17 protein-coding genes are annotated in these 17,323 nt (G+C 51.1%); 14 read left to right on the top strand and 3 right to left on the bottom strand.

All coding sequences use genetic code 11. The annotated features are described in order from the left end of the window. The first annotated feature begins 1,670 nt into the window (after positions 1–1,670). Complete coding sequence (locus ABF287_RS11760) at positions 1,671–2,825, top strand: NADH:flavin oxidoreductase/NADH oxidase (protein ID WP_347185196.1); 1,155 nt, start codon at positions 1,671–1,673, stop codon at positions 2,823–2,825. Between the two features lie 35 nt (positions 2,826–2,860). Continuing rightward, a complete protein-coding gene (locus ABF287_RS11755; RefSeq protein ID WP_347185195.1) occupies positions 2,861–3,544 on the top strand; it encodes a DUF2848 domain-containing protein in 684 nt (227 codons plus the stop codon). A gap of 6 nt (positions 3,545–3,550) precedes the next feature. Here ABF287_RS11755 and ABF287_RS11750 read toward each other — a convergent pair whose 3' ends face one another. Beyond that, positions 3,551–4,192 (bottom strand): GntR family transcriptional regulator, encoded by a 642-nt coding sequence (locus ABF287_RS11750; RefSeq protein WP_347185194.1) that lies wholly within the window; start codon positions 4,190–4,192, stop codon positions 3,551–3,553. Between the two features lie 246 nt (positions 4,193–4,438). On the opposite strand from ABF287_RS11750, the gene ABF287_RS11745 reads away from it, so the two are divergent. The 10 genes from ABF287_RS11745 to ABF287_RS11700 all read left to right on the top strand — a co-directional run bounded on the left by ABF287_RS11745 (position 4,439) and on the right by ABF287_RS11700 (position 14,190). Then, entirely contained in the window at positions 4,439–4,900 is a 462-nt protein-coding gene (locus ABF287_RS11745; RefSeq protein ID WP_347185193.1) for an OsmC family protein, read from the top strand. A 167-nt stretch (positions 4,901–5,067) separates the two neighbouring features. Next, on the top strand, positions 5,068–6,012 hold the full coding sequence (locus ABF287_RS11740) for a branched-chain amino acid ABC transporter permease (RefSeq protein WP_347185192.1): 945 nt from the start codon (positions 5,068–5,070) through the stop codon (positions 6,010–6,012). A 1-nt stretch (position 6,013) separates the two neighbouring features. After that, positions 6,014–6,901, top strand: coding sequence for a branched-chain amino acid ABC transporter permease (locus ABF287_RS11735; protein ID WP_347185191.1), 888 nt, complete (start codon positions 6,014–6,016; stop codon positions 6,899–6,901). Further along, positions 6,898–7,710, top strand: a complete 813-nt coding sequence (locus tag ABF287_RS11730; protein WP_347185190.1) for an ABC transporter ATP-binding protein — start codon at positions 6,898–6,900, stop codon at positions 7,708–7,710. Before ABF287_RS11735 ends, ABF287_RS11730 begins: the two co-directional genes overlap by 4 nt. Continuing rightward, on the top strand, positions 7,700–8,401 hold the full coding sequence (locus tag ABF287_RS11725) for an ABC transporter ATP-binding protein (RefSeq protein WP_347185189.1): 702 nt from the start codon (positions 7,700–7,702) through the stop codon (positions 8,399–8,401). The genes ABF287_RS11730 and ABF287_RS11725 overlap by 11 nt, the downstream gene beginning before the upstream one ends. Before the next feature lie 78 nt (positions 8,402–8,479). After that, entirely contained in the window at positions 8,480–9,667 is a 1,188-nt protein-coding gene (locus ABF287_RS11720) for an ABC transporter substrate-binding protein (RefSeq protein ID WP_347185188.1), read from the top strand. Positions 9,668–9,794: 127 nt separating this feature from the next. Beyond that, positions 9,795–11,450 carry an NAD(P)/FAD-dependent oxidoreductase gene (locus ABF287_RS11715; protein WP_347185187.1) on the top strand — a complete coding sequence of 552 codons (1,656 nt, stop codon included), beginning with the start codon at positions 9,795–9,797 and terminating at the stop codon, positions 11,448–11,450. A gap of 90 nt (positions 11,451–11,540) precedes the next feature. Beyond that, the gene (locus tag ABF287_RS11710) at positions 11,541–12,386 is read left to right on the top strand and encodes an alpha/beta hydrolase (RefSeq protein ID WP_347185186.1); all 846 of its coding nucleotides are present in this window, start codon (positions 11,541–11,543) and stop codon (positions 12,384–12,386) included. A gap of 67 nt (positions 12,387–12,453) precedes the next feature. Continuing rightward, complete coding sequence (locus ABF287_RS11705) at positions 12,454–12,837, top strand: cupin (RefSeq protein ID WP_347185185.1); 384 nt, start codon at positions 12,454–12,456, stop codon at positions 12,835–12,837. A gap of 3 nt (positions 12,838–12,840) precedes the next feature. Continuing rightward, entirely contained in the window at positions 12,841–14,190 is a 1,350-nt protein-coding gene (locus tag ABF287_RS11700; protein ID WP_347185184.1) for an amidase, read from the top strand. A gap of 21 nt (positions 14,191–14,211) precedes the next feature. Here the strand turns inward: ABF287_RS11700 and ABF287_RS11695 are convergent, their stop codons facing one another. Both ABF287_RS11695 and ABF287_RS11690 read right to left on the bottom strand, forming a co-directional pair. Next, complete coding sequence (locus tag ABF287_RS11695; protein WP_347185183.1) at positions 14,212–14,553, bottom strand: EthD family reductase; 342 nt, start codon at positions 14,551–14,553, stop codon at positions 14,212–14,214. Between the two features lie 31 nt (positions 14,554–14,584). After that, complete coding sequence (locus ABF287_RS11690) at positions 14,585–15,355, bottom strand: SDR family oxidoreductase (RefSeq protein ID WP_347185182.1); 771 nt, start codon at positions 15,353–15,355, stop codon at positions 14,585–14,587. Positions 15,356–15,550: 195 nt separating this feature from the next. On the opposite strand from ABF287_RS11690, the gene ABF287_RS11685 reads away from it, so the two are divergent. Together ABF287_RS11685 and ABF287_RS11680 are read left to right on the top strand one after the other, a co-directional pair. Further along, complete coding sequence (locus tag ABF287_RS11685) at positions 15,551–16,789, top strand: cytochrome P450 (RefSeq protein ID WP_347185181.1); 1,239 nt, start codon at positions 15,551–15,553, stop codon at positions 16,787–16,789. 188 nt (positions 16,790–16,977) lie between these two features. Further along, positions 16,978–17,148 carry a hypothetical protein gene (locus ABF287_RS11680; RefSeq protein WP_347185180.1) on the top strand — a complete coding sequence of 57 codons (171 nt, stop codon included), beginning with the start codon at positions 16,978–16,980 and terminating at the stop codon, positions 17,146–17,148. Positions 17,149–17,323: the final 175 nt, after the last annotated feature.

Below are 17,323 nucleotides of genomic sequence, written 5' to 3'. Positions count from 1 at the left end.
TAAAGGTGGATAGTGTTGCGGATGGGCAATTAAAAACACATAAAAACAATGGGTTGGTGCCGTGTGGGGGCACCACAATATCAATAAGTTAGCAGTTTTTTGTGAGGGACCGATGTTTTTTGGGTTCCATATGGGTTCCAAAAAATGTCTGCTAGATGGCGATTTTGTTCTCATCTGGCGCGTTCTTTTTTACAAATTTAATCTGTAGCCAGCTAAAAAATAATCGGCAGCCAGTTAAAAAACCTCTGGAGCCTGTCACGTCACACGCTTTCCGCAACACCCTGGTTAAATGGACCGACACGCGATACCCCACGCGTGGGGCTTTTAAGGCATTCTCCCAGAACATTGGCCATTCCAACGTCGTCACCACAGTCAGTGCCTATTGCCCCGTTTCGACAGAGCGGCAGGCAAAAATTGATCAAAGCGGACGGCGGCTAGTAGCTGGCGGTTACAAGTGCGTTGCTACTTCCAGTAGAGTCGCTAAAAATGGGACTGATATTTGGCCCTGGCGGTCAGAGTTGGACCTGAAAGGGCATTGAGTTGAACGCGGTTGAGCTTAACAACAATCTCTTCAGGCTTCGGTCTCTTAATCGCCATTCTTAGTCCTCCGTCTTCCTAACTATAGGGACGGACCAATTCAAAGGGGGAGGCTCAGGGGGATGGACGCCCCGAAGGTATTGAGGGTGTGGGCGTGGACTGTAAGGCAGGTGACGGGGACTATGCTTTCCTCAGTGGATGGCCGACAATCACAGGCGTGCATGTTAAGCCATTCATGGGCATCCGACCTGAAGGGCAGCGCATCTTTATGCGCGACTGCGATTGGTGGCGCTGCAAAGACGGAAAGATCGTTGAAAATTGGTGCATGGTTGACACTCTTCACTTAGCACAGCAACTCGGTCGCGATGTAATTACAGAGATTGCCTGATAGCAGACTTTCGCTGCGACTAAGCAAATAGGTCCTTTGGGCTCACAGCTGCCATTAGGTCGATAGCAGAAATTCGCGTTGATAGGGCACTGGTAGTTATCATGACGGCCCAAAGCCGACATTCAGTGGTGGTCTGCGATGCTGGGCCGCAGCCCGCCAGACCGGACTTTCGCTGCCAATGCAAAATATGTGATGGGTGAATGCACACAGTGCGGACAAAGCGGACTTATGCGGCTGCGGCTATGGCTGACGCAGCATTTGTGCGCACTTGCAGCGGTTCCCTTTCGGTAACGGAGCAACTTCAGCGAAACCGTACATTCAAAGCCGTGCAGACCAGCAGAACCCATCTCTCCCGTTCGTTGCGGTCTGTTGCAACAGTCATTGTGTAGACAAGACAGCCGAATTCTTGAAGTTTTCCGCGGTCACTCGTAATTTAAATTTGTGGTCTCGAAGTCTGATTGTATTGCAACTTAAATGCGATTACATTTGGGTGCTTGCGCCTTAAGTATCAGAGTTCGCTCGATCGGTAACGTTTTGGAATGTGTCCATCTAAGGAGGTATTCCTCGAAGCATGCCCCTGATTTCCTTAAGAAAACACTATTTTTGGCTGCTCCATAGCTAGTGTGAAAGGCTCTCGATTCACCGTGGGTTCACAGCCGAGACAGCAAAAGCACAGAAAAACTCTTGTAACATTTCACCGTGATGTTAGATTGAGCCGGTAGATGGACTGGTAAAGGATTCCTGAATGCCAACGCAGGAAAAGACAGAAAAACAGGATTCTAGAACGAGCGGCGAAAATGAGCGCCGAATTTTGCGGCGCGATCCCAACCCACATTTGTTTCGACCTCTCAAGATACGTTCGGTGACGGTTCGAAACAGGATCATGTTGTCGCCAATGTGCCAGTATTCCGCTAAGGACGGTCTCGCTAACGATTGGCATTTAGTTCACCTTGGTGCACGTGCTGCTGGCGGCGCTGGTATTATTTCAACTGAGGCGGTTCACTCAGAACCCCGCGGTCGCATTACCAAACATTGCCTGGGATTATGGAACGATAAACAACGCGATGCCCTCGCACGTATTGCTGAGTTTGTTGAGTCAACTGGCGCAACGCCAGCGATCCAACTGGGTCATGCTGGCCGCAAAGCAAGTGTCGGTCGCCCTTGGGAGGGAAGCTCGCAGGTGCTACCCGAAGATGGTGGCTGGCAGACAATTAGCGCGTCACCGCAGGCCTACGCCAGGGGATTTTTGGTCCCCGAAGCTATTTCGCCGGGCGATATTTCTAAAAACATAGATGCACTTGCGCGATCTGTCCGGCGCGCACGCGAGGCTGGTTTCAAGATCATCGAATTGCATGCTGCCCACGGGTATTTGTTTCATCAGTTTTTCTCGCCTCTCAGCAACCAGCGGAGCGACCAGTACGGCGGTTCCTTTGAGAATCGGGTGCGATTTTTTCTCGATTCCCTAGATGCCGTTCGAGCAGAGTGGCCTTCTGATCTGCCATTGTTTGTGCGCCTTTCTGTTACCGATTGGGTGAAAGACGGCTGGGGCGTTCAGGACAGTGTACGCCTATGCAAAATGATGGAGGAGCGCGGTGACGTCGATCTGATCGACTGTTCCTCGGGCGGCAATGATCCGCGTCAGCAGATTCCGATCCACCCCGCCTATCAGACCGGATTCAGTCAGACGATCAAACAGGAAACCGGGCTGATGACCGCAAGCGTCGGATTGATCAATAGCCCTGATCTAGCTGAGGCAATTGTCGCAAATGGCTGGAGCGATATCGTCGCGCTGGGACGCACCTTGATGAGCGATCCTCACTGGCCGTTGCGTGCCGCTAACGCATTGAAACACGACTCCAATTTGTGGCCAAAACAATATGAACGTTCGAACATTTTTTGATGACAGTGAAACTGCCGATCGGCTAGGAGAATAAAGTGAAACTCAACCTAACTGTAGAGAACCGTGTTGGCCAATATTCACGGGCGTTCAACGCTAAAAAATTGGTCATCGCCGGCTGGACCGGTCGCAATCTCGAGGCGATGGAAGCACATGTTGCCGAGCTTGAAGAGATTGGAATAGCGCGGCCCAAGAGAATGCCGGAATACTATAACAACGGATTGAATCTGTTGACCACGGACGAGTCGATTCAGGTTGTTGGTGATAGTTCGAGCGGTGAAATTGAATTTGTCCTTTACATTGACGAAGAGGAGATCTTTGTCGGGCTTGGGTCAGACCACACCGATCGGGAAGTCGAAAAGGTAAACGTCACAGTTTCCAAACAGGTCTGCCCAAAGCCGGTGTCGACAACGGTTTGGAAGTATAGTGACATCAGCGATCACTGGGAGAGATTGTTGCTGCGTTCTCATGCGGTCATCAATGGGGATAGAACCCTGTACCAGGAAGGTCCTGTGACGACGATGAAGGATCCGATGGACCTGCTTGTGGAGTTTGAGAATAGGGGGGGCGAACGCAACGGGTTGGTGATGTATTGTGGCACGCTCGCGGTTCACGGCGGCGTCCGCCCATCGCAATCATTCGAGATGGAACTACACGATCCGGTTATGACCCGCAGTATTAGACACTCCTACAGCGTGTCGTCCCTGGAAATGGGCGACTAGACTGGCTCAGATAACTGGGCTGATATTCTTCAAGAACGACTTGATATGATGCTCGGCTGCTTTGCGTGCGGCCGCTGGATCACGCGCTCTGAGAGCGTCGAAGATGGCCTGGTGTTCGTTGAGAATATTTCCGACTTGCTGTTTCTCGCTTAGAGATATGAACCAGAACCGCAGCGAACGATCGTGCAGTCCCGCCAAAATTTCGGAGAGAACCTGTTCCTTGGAGGCGCTTGAGATCGCAGAGTGAAAATCACGGTCTAGTTCCATAAGCTTATCGGTATCTTGAGCTTCTGCTGCAGTATTGAGTTGCTCGATGATATCAGTGAGCCGTGCAATATCCTCTTGGTTGCAGCGGTCTGCCGCCAATTCCGCACAATATCCCTCCAGGACAATTCGGACATTGGCAATCTGCGTAATTTCATCAAACGAAATTGGCCTCACAATCAGCCCCTTGCGAGGCATAACATCTAGCATGCCTTCAAGCCGAAGCTGATCAATTGCCTGACGAACTGGGGTTTTTCCGAATTCCAGATCGGCACTTAGCATCGCTTCGTTCAGATACGAGCCAGGCTTATAAAACAGGGTAATGATGCGGCGCTTGATTTCTTCGTACGCGCCTTCGCGCTGACTCTTATAGTTTTTTGACATTTCCGCTTCTTCTGTGGTTTTTAATTTCTCTGCAATGTCGGTGATATTTCAGTAGAATGGAAGAAAAATCCAGCCATTTTTGACGTTGCCAGCATCGCGACCTCGTTCATGCCGCCCCTCGGCTAGGTTTGGCAGCATCAGTGAAATATCACTGTAATTTCTTTTGACATGTTACAAGGCTTTCTTTAGAGTAAAGATCAACGCCACAGAATCATTAGTTTGGAAACCAACTGGGAGACACGGCATATGGCCATCAAAGCAAAGACGATCGTTGATATCAAAGCTGATGCAACGGTCATAAGCCATTCGCGTACGGATGTAGATGTCAGAGACTTGACGGTGACGATCGATGAACCGATCGCACGCGGAGGAACCAATCTGGGACCATCGCCTACTGAAACTGTTCCTGTCGCCTTAGCGAGTTGCCTGTCGGTCATTTCACACAAAGTTGCGGAAAATTTGGGTGTTCATTTAGCATACATGACCATTGGTGTGGTCGCCAAATTTGACCGCAGAGGAGTTACTCTGTCCGAAGAGATTGACGTTCCATTTGTGCAAATGGATGTGGAAATCAAAGTGACCACCAATTCAACCCCTGAAGAAATCGAAGTTTTCAGAACCGATGTCGGGCGGTTCTGCCCTGTTTCCAAAATGCTCCGGCAATCTGGCACCGTCGTGAACGAAAACTGGAACGTAACTTACGTCTAACAACAACGGGAGGCGCTCAAACGTGGAAGGGTTTGGAAATTGCGAATTGGCGGTGAGCGGATGACCGAAAGCCCATGCTTCTTTCCAAACCACAATGTCGGCAATTGGCTTTCATGCCTCAGTCGGCGCGTGCGTTGCGGCGGTTCAGAATTCGGGGAAACCGACCGATGACCATCTTCATACAGCAAGTCGTCAACGGGCTAATGTTGGGTGGTCTCTACGTGATGGTTGCCGTTGCCTTCACATTGATCGTTGGGATGCTGAATTTTCTGAATTTCACCATTCCTGCGCTGTTTATGGTGGCAGCAGTGACAACCTGGGCCACAATGGCGGGGGGATTTGGTGTTGGGGTTGACAGCGTTCTTGTCTCACTTTTGGGGGCTGACAACAGATGGATAGCAGGTGCAATTCTTGCGCTCATTGTCGTCACTCTTGCCTCTCTCGTGATTGAGCGGTTCACCTATCGCTACACGAAAACCAAATATGGTGATTCAACAGAGCATGCACTGCCGCTTGTCAGTTCGTTAGGGTTTCTCATTTTTTTCGAACATCTCGTTATTAGTATTTGGGGATCGGATGTTATGACGGTTGCATCCCCGTTTGGTAACGCGAGTTTCTATATCGGGGCGATCCAGTTCAGCGTTCCGCAGACGATAAGCTTGGTCCTTTCACTGATCATTGTCTTTATGCTGAGCTATCTCTTGCAAAAGACAAAGCTCGGTCGAGCGCTGAGAAGCATTGCTGAGCGGCCAGATACTGCATTGTTGATGGGAATCGACGTTGGGAAGATCGTTCCAATCGTCTACATCATAACCGGACTGCTGTGCGCCATGGCAGGAATATTGTTCACCATCAACTATACAACTGTCGACGCCTATGTCGGCGACCGTGTTGCATCGATTGCTATTGCCGGGATGGTCTTAGGCGGCTTGGGGAATGTCTGGGGCGCCATTCTTGGTGGCTTGTTGATCGGCATGATGGAAGTTTTGTCGCTTTATTTTTTTGGCGCGTCCGCTGTGAAAATCTCGATCTGGGGTTTGGTCCTTGTGTTTCTGATCATTCGTCCAACCGGACTGTTTGGGCATACGTCGATTGGCAAAGGGAAATTCTGAAATGAGCGGAGAACTCGAAGGCCTCTTGGTTATCTTAAGCCTGAACACAATTTACGCTTACGGCGTGTTTCTGGCCGCATCCTCCGGGCAACTAAACCTTGGCGCTGCTGGGTTTGTTACACTCGGGGCATATGCAAGTGGCTACCTTACCAATGGGTTTGACGGGTTAGGGATTCCCATCATCGCAGGAATCGCTATTGCAGTTTTATTCGTTGGTCTTATCGCCTTCCTGATTTCGTTTCCGATCCTACGAACCAGAGGAGTATATATGGTGTTGGCAACGTTTGCCTTTGCCGAGGTTGTCGCAGGTCTGGTGATCAACGCCGAGTTTCTCGGCGGGGCCGCCGGGATGCCAATCGATGTATTTGTACCATTTTACGTCTTAGTTTTCTCTGCCATCGCAGTCGCTTTACTTTGCTTTTTCCTCATGTCAACTCGCTTCGGGCTGGCCATGCGCTCCGTTCACGACGACGAAAATGTAGCGATCCTTTTTGGCGTGAACGCTCGGATGGTGCGTGTTTGGGCTTTTACGCTTGGTGCTGCAGTCCTGGCATTTGGTGGCGCGCTTTACGGTCACCACTACAGTTACGTCGAGACTCAAAACTTCAATTTGCTCCTGTCGATTTACGTCCTTCTGTACGTTCTTTTGGGTGGGACGCAGACGGCCATGGGTCCGTTGGTCGGGGCCCTCTTCTTTACGTTTATCCCGGAAATCCTGCGCGTAATTGGGAGTGCCGTCGGACAGCGGTGGATCGAGGATGGCAGGCTTGTGGCATTCGGATTGATCATTGTTTTGATGATGGTCTTCCGCCCCGAAGGCGTTGTGACCCGCACCATGTTGGCTGGTATAGTCAATCGGAAAAACCGAGGATTGGAGGCGGAGGAATGAGTAACAATGCGCTATCAATTTCCGGGCTGTCAAAAAGCTTTGGCGGGCTTGTGGTAACGGATGACGTTTCATTCGATGTCCCAACTGGCAGCATAACAGCATTGATTGGGCCGAATGGCGCGGGGAAAACGACCGTTTTCAATCTACTGACGGGGGTGTACCCGATCGACAGCGGTGTTGTGACCTTGGATGGCAAGAATATTACGCATGTCCCGGCCCAGGATCGAATTTCAAACGGCCTGTCACGCAGTTTTCAAAACATCAGGTTGATGCCGCATCTCAATGCTGTTGAAAATGTCATGCTAGGGCAGCACAGCCGGGCTCGTTCTCTGCGACATCAGTTGTTTCCTCTTGGGCTAGTCCCGGGAAATCGTTGGGTTGCTCAGGCAAAGCGGACACTGCACGACGCGGGTCTGGAGGAGTATCCGGGCCAGATCGTGGCTGATCTGCCTTATGGTATTCAAAAGCGCATCGAGATTGTGCGCGCCATCGTTTCTGAACCGTCGGTCTTGTTGTTGGATGAACCGGCGGCGGGATTGAACGAAGCTGAAACCGAAGAATTGCTTGCGCTGCTGCAACGAGTGGCCGCAAAGGGCATCACCATCCTGGTTATTGAACACGATATGCACTTTGTTCGAAACCTTTGTGACAACGTCGTGGTTTTGAACTTTGGTCGAAAAATTTTTGAAGGCTCACCTGATCAGGTGGCCTTGAACCCGGATGTTCGAGAGGCGTTTCTGGGAAGTGACGAAGATCAAACCGATGATGCGGGCAAAGCAAGTGTCGGAGGTGTTGCCAATGCTACTTGAGGTATCTGGGCTTGATGTCCGTTATGGGCGCACTCACGCTGTAAAGGCGATGGACCTTGTTGTTGAACAAGGCGAAATCGTGACCGTTCTGGGCGCCAATGGTGCCGGAAAAAGCTCTCTGCTCAAGGCGATACAAGGAGTTGTGCGGTCCACTGGTGACGTAGTTTTCAACGACCGACTTTTGAACAAGCTTAATGCACCTCGTCGTGTTTCAAGCGGATTGGTTCTGGTTCCAGAAGGTCGTCAAATCTTTACCAGCCTAACTGTGCATGAAAACCTCCTAGTCGGGGCTCAGATCAGGTCTGACGATGTCGGTGTTGAAATCGATGAATTCTATCAGCGGTTCTCAAACTTGGCAGACCGTCGGGATATGCCTGCCGCAGTATTGTCAGGTGGTGAACAACAGATGCTTGCTATCTGTCGTGCGTTGTTGGCTCAACCCAAGCTGTTGATGTTGGACGAACCATCACTTGGGCTCAGCCCCAGGTTGGTGAATGTTCTGTTCGATCTGATCAAACAGCTGAATCAGCAAGGGCTTTCGATCCTATTGGTCGAACAAAATACCCACAAAGCATTGCAGGTGGCGCATCGAGGCTACGTTCAAGAACTCGGTAGAACTGTCATGTCCGGAACGCCAAGCGAATTGGCGAGTGAAGAAGGAAAACTAGAGCAAGCCTATCTGGGCGGTTAACGGGAAAGCTAATCAAGCCGGCGCGCCGCGCCAAAACGGAACCAAAACTCACATGGTCCAGCAAATGGAGGAAACACAATGAAAAATTCTATACGTGGCCTTACAAAGGTTTTGTCGCTCGCTAGCGTCGCCACACTATCGGTTTCAGCGGCTGCAGCTGACATAACAATTGGTCTAAGTTACGGAACCACCGGTCCCTTTGCGACAATCAGTCGGGCTTCTGAAATCACGTTCGACCTGGCAATCGAAGAAGTCAACGCTGCTGGCGGCATCAACGGAGAGATGCTCAGGGCCGTCAAATTCGACACTGGGGGTGACCCCAAACAAGCTGCACTGGGTGTGCGCAAGCTGGCCAAGGACGATGGAGCCCTAGCAATTGTCGGCCCGTTTTCGTCTGGCGAAGTAAGAGTTGCGTTCCCTGCAGGTGAACGCGAAGGTATTGTCCAGATTTCCAATGCGTCGACTGCACCCAAGATGGCTGACAAGTTTTCCTATGCATTTCGCTATACCATCGGCGAATACCCACAAATGGTCCGCGTCATTAAGACGTTGCGGGAAGCCAACGACTTGAATAATGCGGCAATTGTTTACGGGACCGACGACTTTATTTCCAAATCAGTCGGGCTTCAGGTTATGGCGCCATTGTTTGAACAGTTCGGCGTTGAGACCTCATCGGAACCTATTGGCTTTTCGGTGGCGGCCTTTGATCTAGCGCCACAGGTTGCCCAGTTGAAAGAGATGGATATCGACTACATCGGATTTGGTGGGATTGTTCCTCTTGCTGTGCGTTTCGTTAAGGAAATGCGGCGTCAGGGAATTGATACACCCATCGTTGGACCGGGCGTATTGGGCGATCCATTGATCATCCCTGGAATGGGAGGCGATTGTGAAGGCTGTGTCTTGACGACTTACTTTTGGGCGGAGCGGGATGAAACAACCAGAGCGTTCAGCGAAAAGTTCAATGCAGCTGCTCGGGAAATTGGCATAGATCGCCCATTCCCCCATCAGGTTGATGCGTCGGCTTATGATGCGGTTCTGGCAATTGCACAAGTCATGCGCGAACAAGGCGTAACTGGTGATGTAGACAAGCTTACAGAAGAGCGGACTCAAATCCGGGATGGCCTACAAACCGCGAGATTTGACGGTGTGATCGGAGAAGCCTGCTTCGGGGAAACCGGTGATGCAAGACTTCCCGGCTATGTCATGAAGCTCGAGAACGGTGGCTGGACCCTGCTGGGTGAACACCCTGCTCCTGCCTGCGAGTAGACCAAAACACTCAGGTCCGGCGTCGGACGATGCCGGGCCTGCCTCATCATTCAAAAAGAATTCAGTCCCCAACTGTCGTTTCAGCCCACTTGCTGAGCGTTGAATTCCAACACGCCGAGGTTAAACAATGCCCCCAATCGCTTCCAATCAAAACGCCACATCCCCGGAAAACTTCGGGAAAAGCACTGAAACAAACGCAGAGCAGCTCGACGCCGTAATCGTTGGGGCCGGTTTCGCTGGTTTGTACATGCTTCATCGGCTCAACGAAATGGGATTGAAAGCAAGGGTTTTTGAAGCAGCCCCCGACGTTGGTGGCACTTGGTATTGGAACCGGTATCCCGGCGCACGTTGTGACATTGAAAGCATGCAGTACTCCTATCAATTTTCCGAAGAGCTGCAGCAAGAATGGAACTGGAAAGAGCGTTACGCCGGTCAACCTGAAATTCTGGAATATTTACAGCATGTTGCTGACAGGTTCGATCTGAGAAAAAGCATCTCCTTTGAAACACGGGTCACGGCGGCAACATATGACGAGGTCTCCTCCCGCTGGTCAGTGCAGACCGACCAAGGTGAAGAGGTGAACACTCGTTACTTCATCCTGGCAGTGGGGTGCCTCTCTACGACCATATTGCCTCAAACCGAAGGCTCGTTCGATTTCAAGGGACCCGTTTATCATACAGGAAAATGGCCTACCGAAGGCGTCGATTTTACCGGAAAGCGTGTTGCCGTCATCGGAACCGGATCATCGGGTGTTCAAATTATTCCGCATATCGCTGAGCAGGCTGAACATTTGAGCGTGTTTCAGCGTACGGCTGGCTACGTGGTTCCGGCGCAAAACAGACCACTGGAGCCAGAGGTTGCAGCGGAGATCAAGTCCCGATACGCCGATTTTCGGGCCGAGGCTAAGGCCACGCCAATTGCGTTCATCTTCCCAACACATACTGACTCTGCGCTAGATGCCACCGAAGCGCAGCGGCAGGAACGCTTCGAACAACAATGGAGGGTGGGAGGCTTACCTTTTGCAGCGGCGTTTGGCGACCTAATGACTAACGACGAAGCTAACAAAATGGTTGTCGAATTCTGGCGCTCCAAAATGCGCGAAATTGTCAAGGACCCGGAGACTGCCGACTTGCTGACCCCGGATCAGGTCTATGGCTGTAAACGTATACCGTCTGGAACAAATTACTTTGAAACGTACAATCGACCGAATGTTACACTGGTGGATGTTAGCGGTACGGGTGTGGAAAAGTTCACCGAGAACGGAATTTTAGCAAAGGGTCAAGAGCACGAAGTCGACGCAATCATAATGGCGACAGGGTTTGACGCATTAACAGGAAGTGTCGTGGCCATCGATGTAACGGGTCGAGACGGCCGGAAGATTAATGAAAAGTGGAGTGAGGGGCCTACCAACTATCTAGGCCTGGCAATCTCCGGGTTTCCCAACATGTTCAACATGTTGGGCCCAGGATGCCCGGGTGTATTGGCGACAATGGTAACCGGCGCCGAGCATCAAGGCGATTGGATCGCGGATTGCATTGCTTGGATGGATCAAAACGACAAACGCAGCATCGAAGCCGAACTGGACGCCGAAACAGCTTGGGTGAAAGAGGTGCATGAACTGGGGATGAAGTCTATCAGGTCCACTTGCAACTCTTGGTACGTCGGAGCCAACGTTCCGGGCAAGGCCCGGGTCTTTATGCCATATGCTGGCGGCTTCCCTAGTTACGTAGCTCGATGTGATGACATTGCAAAGAACAACTACAAAGGCTTTTCCCTTGGTTGATTTTGGGACGGCATCACCGCGGCAAAACTCCAGACTTTCCTGCGGACAAATAGTCTGGAAAAAAATTCCTTAGAACCAATAGGGGCGAAAATGAAAAAAACTCTGGAAAACAAGTGGGTCAAGGCTGGCAGTTTCACCACCCGCTACGTTGAGGCCGGACAGCCCGGCAATCCAAAAATCATGATGCTGCATGACGGGGCCTTTGGTGCCAGTGCCGAATTGTGTTATTCTGCTTTGATTGCCGAACTTGAAAGCGACTATCATATATTTGCACCCGACCTCCTGGGTTATGGAGCTACGGATAAAGCCTATTTCTTTGATCGTTCGCCCCTTGACGGCCGCCTACGTCATTTAGAAGATTTTATCGATGCACTGGGCATTGATGAGGCTTTGTATGTCGGTTGTTCATTCGGAGGTTCACTGACTATTCGCGCCTTGCTGGAGGCGGATAACCCCCTGCGCATGCGCGGTGGGTTTAGTATTGCCGGTACTGGTGGCCCGTATCGTACAGCAGAAGGCTTGGCAGCGTTGAGTGCTTATAAGCCCGATGAAGAGGGCGCTAAAAACTTGGTCGGACTTTTGGTCGATAATATGGCCCATAGGGATGAGCAGGTTGCCGGTCGACTAGAAGAAAGTAAGCGTCCTGGTCATTGGGAGGCTTTAGCTGCGCCGCGCTTTAGAAGTGAGGATTTCCCCAGAGCTATTCCGGCCGATACACTATTCGATGATTTGGCAAATCTCGAACTTCCTTTGCGACTATTGGAATGCTCGAAGGATGCGTTAATGGAAAAGGGCTGGTCAGAAAAAATGTCGAACCTATCACCGCAGATTTCTGTTGTGTCACTGGATTCTGGGCACTTGGCAAATCTTGAAGATCCCAAAACCACCGCCGGTTTGATTCGCGACTTTTTTGAGATGCTCACAAGCCCCCAATAGCACAAACTTGGTGCAAGTGGCGGCACCTTAATACCCAAACTAGAAATATTCCGAGGAAAGAACCAAAATGACAATCAACAAAGAACACAAAGAATTCTACGCTATTGATATGGAAGACGATGGCTGGGTGACACCTGAAGGATACCCAGAGGGCATGGCCCAGCTTATTTTGGCCGGTGCTCTGGATGAAGTGAATAAAACAGGAACCCGGACACGACTGCTAAGGTTTCAGCCTGGGATTTTTACTACGGTACCTTTTGTACATGACTATTGGGAAGAGGTGTATCTGGTCAGCGGCGATTTGACAGTAGGCAATGATGCCAATGGCGAAGGTGGAGAGTCCTTTTTCCCTAACACATACGCTTGTCGTCCACCCGGTGCATATCACGGTCCGTTCAAGTCAGAAAACGGATGTCTACTTCTTGAAACCCATTACTACGATGAGACGTGATCGATGCCATTGATCGAAGATCTTTCCTCGGCCCTTGAGGCAAGGCAGACAACCGCACGCAAATTGGCGGAAAACTGCCTTGAACAGATCACGAAAACAGACGGTCAAGGGGCAAACACGTTTGTTCATGTCGATCATGAGGCCGTACGGATGCAAGCGGATGCAATTGATCAGTTGCGCCAATCAGTAGCCCAAGTTTCCCCATTTGCGGGCATACCGATTTCGATCAAGGATCTCTTCGATATCAAGGGGCAGAGGACCAAGGCAGGATCGATCGTCAAAAATGAGTCACCGGTTGCTGGTATCGATGCCGTTGCCGTTGGCCGTTTGCGTGCAGCAGGGTTCATTCTGATCGGGCGGACTAACATGACCGAATTCGCCTATTCGGGTCTTGGTCTCAATCCGCATTTTGGTACTCCCCTAAACCCGTTTGACCGTCAATCTCAGCGAATTCCTGGTGGGTCTTCATCCGGAGCGGCCGTTTCTGTCACGGACAAAATGGCGATCGCTGGTCTGGGCAGCGACACTGGTGGGTCCTGCCGGATCCCGGCAGCAATGTGTGGGATCACTGGATTCAAACCGACCGCGCGAAGAGTGTCTTTGACAGGTGCTTATCCTTTGTCCTCAAGCTTGGATTCAATCGGTTCGATTGCCTCAAGCGTATCATGCTGTGCTGCTATTGACGCCATAGTCAGCGGAGATGCCAAGTCGCTGGTGGTGGACCAGTTTCCACTTGCCGGGCTACGTATTGCAGCGCTCAGCAACTATGTTGTCGAAGGTATGGATGATCAAGTTGCGAATGCATATCAACGCACGCTTGGGAAGCTAAGCGCCGCTGGAGCCATCGTTACTGACTTGGCCTTGCCCGAATTGGATATACTTCCGGAAGCAAATTCAAAAGGTGGCTTTGTGGCTGCAGAGGCCTACACGGCACATCGTACGTTACTTGCAGAGCGTATCGGAGACTATGACCCAAGGGTCAGCAGCCGGATGCTCAAGGGACAGGATCAAAGCGCTGCGGACTACGTCGATTTGCTTGCGTTGCGAAGCAACATGATTGCAGCCGTCGACGCGCGAACTTCGATATTTGATGTGGTCATATTCCCCACGGTTCCCATGATAGCGCCTAAGATGTCAGAATTAGAGGATGACGCCGACTATGGAAGGCTTAACCTTTTGTCATTGCGCAATCCTACGGTCGCGAATTTTCTGGATCGTTGCGCCGTATCGATCCCAATAAACAGGGAGGGGGAAGCGCCAGTCGGTCTAAACCTGATGGGCGAAACAAACGGCGATGCTCGCCTGCTGTCGATCGCCAAGTCTATGGAAGGCCTGCTTTCAACGTCCTTGTGAATTGCTGGAATGGTCCTTGCCCTAACGGGCAGGGCTTGGCTTGTAGTTGTTCATGGCTTGATGCCAGATCTTCCCATCCCAAGCCGGGAAATTATCAAAATCATCCCGCGCGCGCTGTCTTGCTGAGGATGATATGGCCGTTTCGAGCGTAGGCATATCCGGGAAGACCATTTCAGCAATCAGAAGGAAAGAGCCACCGACGACGTTTTGACTATCAGCCCAATCGGTTTCTTCGTGAATTATCAGGCGTTCGAGACCTGGAAAATCCAGCAATAGGGCCGAGTGTGCTGTTTTATAGTACTCTAGAAATGAACTGGGGTCTGCAGTGGTCCCTTGATAGAATACAAAATATGAAACGCTCACAGGCTCTCCTCCATGCGGTATCCTTTTCCGGTCACGGCATGTAACCGCCACCATTGATCCAAAGTATCTGACCGGTGATGTATCTGGACGCGTCGCTCAGCAGAAACATAATCGGATCAACAACGTCGTCTGGATCTGCCACCCGTAGCAATGGTGTCATGCTTCCCGCGGCTTGTGTGTCCACCAATGGTTTGGAGAAATCTTCCTGACGGTGGGTGCCCCCCTGCAAAAATGCGGTGTTGATTGCCCCGGGCGCGACGGCATTAACGCGAACTGAAGGCGCATGTTCCAAAGCCAGCGTTTTGGTCAGCGAATTCACCCCAGCCTTTGCGGCGGCATACGCACCAAAGCCGGGTCGCGTGTAGGCCGCCAAACCCGAAGTTGTGTTGACAAGGCTTCCTCCAACACCCTTTCTGAGCAGCGGCAACGCCAGGTTGGCGGCGAAAAAAGCAGCATTAAGATTGGAAGAAATGGTAAACTGCCATTCCTCGCTATCAAAGTCGGACAGGGGTTTTGTCTCGGAAACGACGCCGCACAAATTGACAAATCCATCGAGCGCACCCCAATCCCGCTCGATTTTTCCAAATGCGTCTCGGAGGCTCGATTGATCGGTTGCGTCAACAGCGTAGTTATCTACGCCCTCCGGCACGGGGTGTCTGGCCAACGAAGATTCCAGATCCAACACTGCAATTTCGACACCTTGCTCCATTGCCTTCGACACCAGACATCGCCCGACGCCTCCCGCTCCGCCCAAAACGGCAAGGCGTTTGGGGGCACCGGTTTTGGGGTTAAAAATATCCAAATTCACGTTAGCCCTCGCGTTTTAGTGTTGCAGGTAAAGCCGGCGACCTGATGCAAAATCTCGAACCTGCATCGAACTAGATCAACTATGCCTTGCCTTTGATTTGTAAAACATCACCTGACATTTCACTTGACTCTAACACTGAAAGTGCCGACCGTCTAGCAAACAAAACTCCGGCAAGAAGACGGGAAACCGATGCAAATCGTCCACGGCCACGCAAGAATTGATCCCCCCGAAAACGTAGCCGTTTGGGATATTGACCCCTACGATCCGACGGTGATGCTGGACCAAGCAAGCTTCACTCGGGAATTGAGGGCGCAAGGCCCGTTTGTCTACATCCCGAAATACTCGATCCTGGCGTGCGGTCGATATGAAATTGTACGAGAGGTATTTTCTGACTGGAAACGGTTTTCCAACGCACATGGCGAAGGCATGGACGATTTGAAACTCGTCCCCAACTGGAGGCCACCAAGCATTGTTTTAGAAGTTGACCCACCAGAACACGGCAGAGCCCGGTCGGTCATTCAGCGAGCCATGTCGCCTAAAATTGCGCTCGAACTCAACGCAATGCTAAGAGAATCAGCGAAACGATTGATAGTCAAAGCGACATCAAGCCCTTCAATCGACTCCCAAAAGGAATTGTCCGAGGCCTTCATATGCGAGATGTTCCCGCGGTTGGTTGGCATGCTCAACCGGGATGACAAAAAGGCTAAGGACTATGGCCTAATGGCGACGAATGCATTTGGACCCGACAATACGCTCAGAAGGTCTTGGTTGAAGAAAGGTGCAACGGCCAACATTTGGATAAACGAGCAAACAAAACGTGAAAACATTGACAACTCGGGCTTTGCGAGGACTGTATTCAATTCTGTTGATGCCGGAGAACTGACCGAAGAAGAAGGGCGTCTGGTCATCAGATCGATTTTCTCTGCCGGGCTTGATACGACAATCGCAGGAATTTCAAGCACGTTGTGGTGTCTTGCAAAAAATCCTGATCAGTTTGAAGATCTAAAGTGTAACCCAAAGCTAGCCCGCGCTGCATTTGACGAAGCAATCCGGTTCGTAACACCGTTTCATTCATTGTTCAGAACTGCGGTTGACGAAACCGAAGTGGCGGGGATCAAAATTCCCCGTCATGCCAAAATACTGTGCTCACTCCCAAGTGCAAACCGAGATCCGGCAAAATGGGACCATCCCGACACATTTGATTTGTCGCGGGACACGCGGGGTAACGTATCCTTTGGCTACGGAATACACTCATGTGTTGGGATGCATATCGCGAGGGCAGAAGCAGAGGCCTTTGTATCGACGCTGGCGGAAACAGTCGAGCAAATTGAACTCGTTGGGGAGCCGGTATGGCATCAAAATAATGCCGTTCAAATGCTAGAAAAACTGCCGCTACGCTTGCGACTTGCAAAAGGCTCTTATCAATGACCGGACGACGAAGGTCTCAACAAGAACGCCATCTGGTTTGGCGTCCAACCTTTCCTGTGCCGCAACGTGTGATATCACGAGTCAATTGACTTCGCATGACGGCTGGTGGGAACCGTCCAAGGCTTGAGTCGTAATAATCGGTCCTTACAATGGGCGCATGCGTGCCCGAGAAGAGAATGGAGAAAGCAATGAATTGGATTGTTCGGTTCTACAAATACGCGTTCGAACATATCCGCTCCGATGAGGTTCTCATACGAGACGAAAATCTTAGTTGGACCGATGACGCAGGTGTTCGTCGCAAATTGGTAGTACTAGACGGCATGTTTATGGAGGTTACAATTGATGAAGGCGTCGATTGAGCAAGTGTTATCCACTGCGGCAGCTAGACTGAAACTCTCGCAGTGGAGGACTTAGTCGCGTCCATCTGACTTATCCGGCCAAGGATAACATTGCATCATCCAACCAGCTTGGATTGGGTTAAGGGAGAATAACCATGACGACACTGTGTTACGCAAAAAAGACCTGCTCAATCGG

Source organism: Pacificibacter sp. (assembly GCF_039769035.1).
GTDB lineage: Bacteria > Pseudomonadota > Alphaproteobacteria > Rhodobacterales > Rhodobacteraceae > Celeribacter.
Note: the sequence above shows the minus strand (reverse complement) of the source record. Positions and strands in the feature narration are given on the sequence as shown.

Bases quoted from the DNA above. Each gene is read 5' to 3' on its own strand.
- ABF287_RS11760 (WP_347185196.1), top strand. From the start codon at position 1,671: ATGCCAACGCAGGAAAAGACAGAAAAACAGGATTCTAGAACGAGCGGC.
- ABF287_RS11750 (WP_347185194.1), bottom strand. From the start codon at position 4,192: ATGTCAAAAAACTATAAGAGTCAGCGCGAAGGCGCGTACGAAGAAATC.
- ABF287_RS11745 (WP_347185193.1), top strand. From the start codon at position 4,439: ATGGCCATCAAAGCAAAGACGATCGTTGATATCAAAGCTGATGCAACG.
- ABF287_RS11740 (WP_347185192.1), top strand. From the start codon at position 5,068: ATGACCATCTTCATACAGCAAGTCGTCAACGGGCTAATGTTGGGTGGT.
- ABF287_RS11735 (WP_347185191.1), top strand. From the start codon at position 6,014: ATGAGCGGAGAACTCGAAGGCCTCTTGGTTATCTTAAGCCTGAACACA.
- ABF287_RS11730 (WP_347185190.1), top strand. From the start codon at position 6,898: ATGAGTAACAATGCGCTATCAATTTCCGGGCTGTCAAAAAGCTTTGGC.
- ABF287_RS11725 (WP_347185189.1), top strand. From the start codon at position 7,700: ATGCTACTTGAGGTATCTGGGCTTGATGTCCGTTATGGGCGCACTCAC.
- ABF287_RS11720 (WP_347185188.1), top strand. From the start codon at position 8,480: ATGAAAAATTCTATACGTGGCCTTACAAAGGTTTTGTCGCTCGCTAGC.
- ABF287_RS11715 (WP_347185187.1), top strand. From the start codon at position 9,795: ATGCCCCCAATCGCTTCCAATCAAAACGCCACATCCCCGGAAAACTTC.
- ABF287_RS11710 (WP_347185186.1), top strand. From the start codon at position 11,541: ATGAAAAAAACTCTGGAAAACAAGTGGGTCAAGGCTGGCAGTTTCACC.
- ABF287_RS11705 (WP_347185185.1), top strand. From the start codon at position 12,454: ATGACAATCAACAAAGAACACAAAGAATTCTACGCTATTGATATGGAA.
- ABF287_RS11700 (WP_347185184.1), top strand. From the start codon at position 12,841: ATGCCATTGATCGAAGATCTTTCCTCGGCCCTTGAGGCAAGGCAGACA.
- ABF287_RS11685 (WP_347185181.1), top strand. From the start codon at position 15,551: ATGCAAATCGTCCACGGCCACGCAAGAATTGATCCCCCCGAAAACGTA.
- ABF287_RS11680 (WP_347185180.1), top strand. From the start codon at position 16,978: ATGAATTGGATTGTTCGGTTCTACAAATACGCGTTCGAACATATCCGC.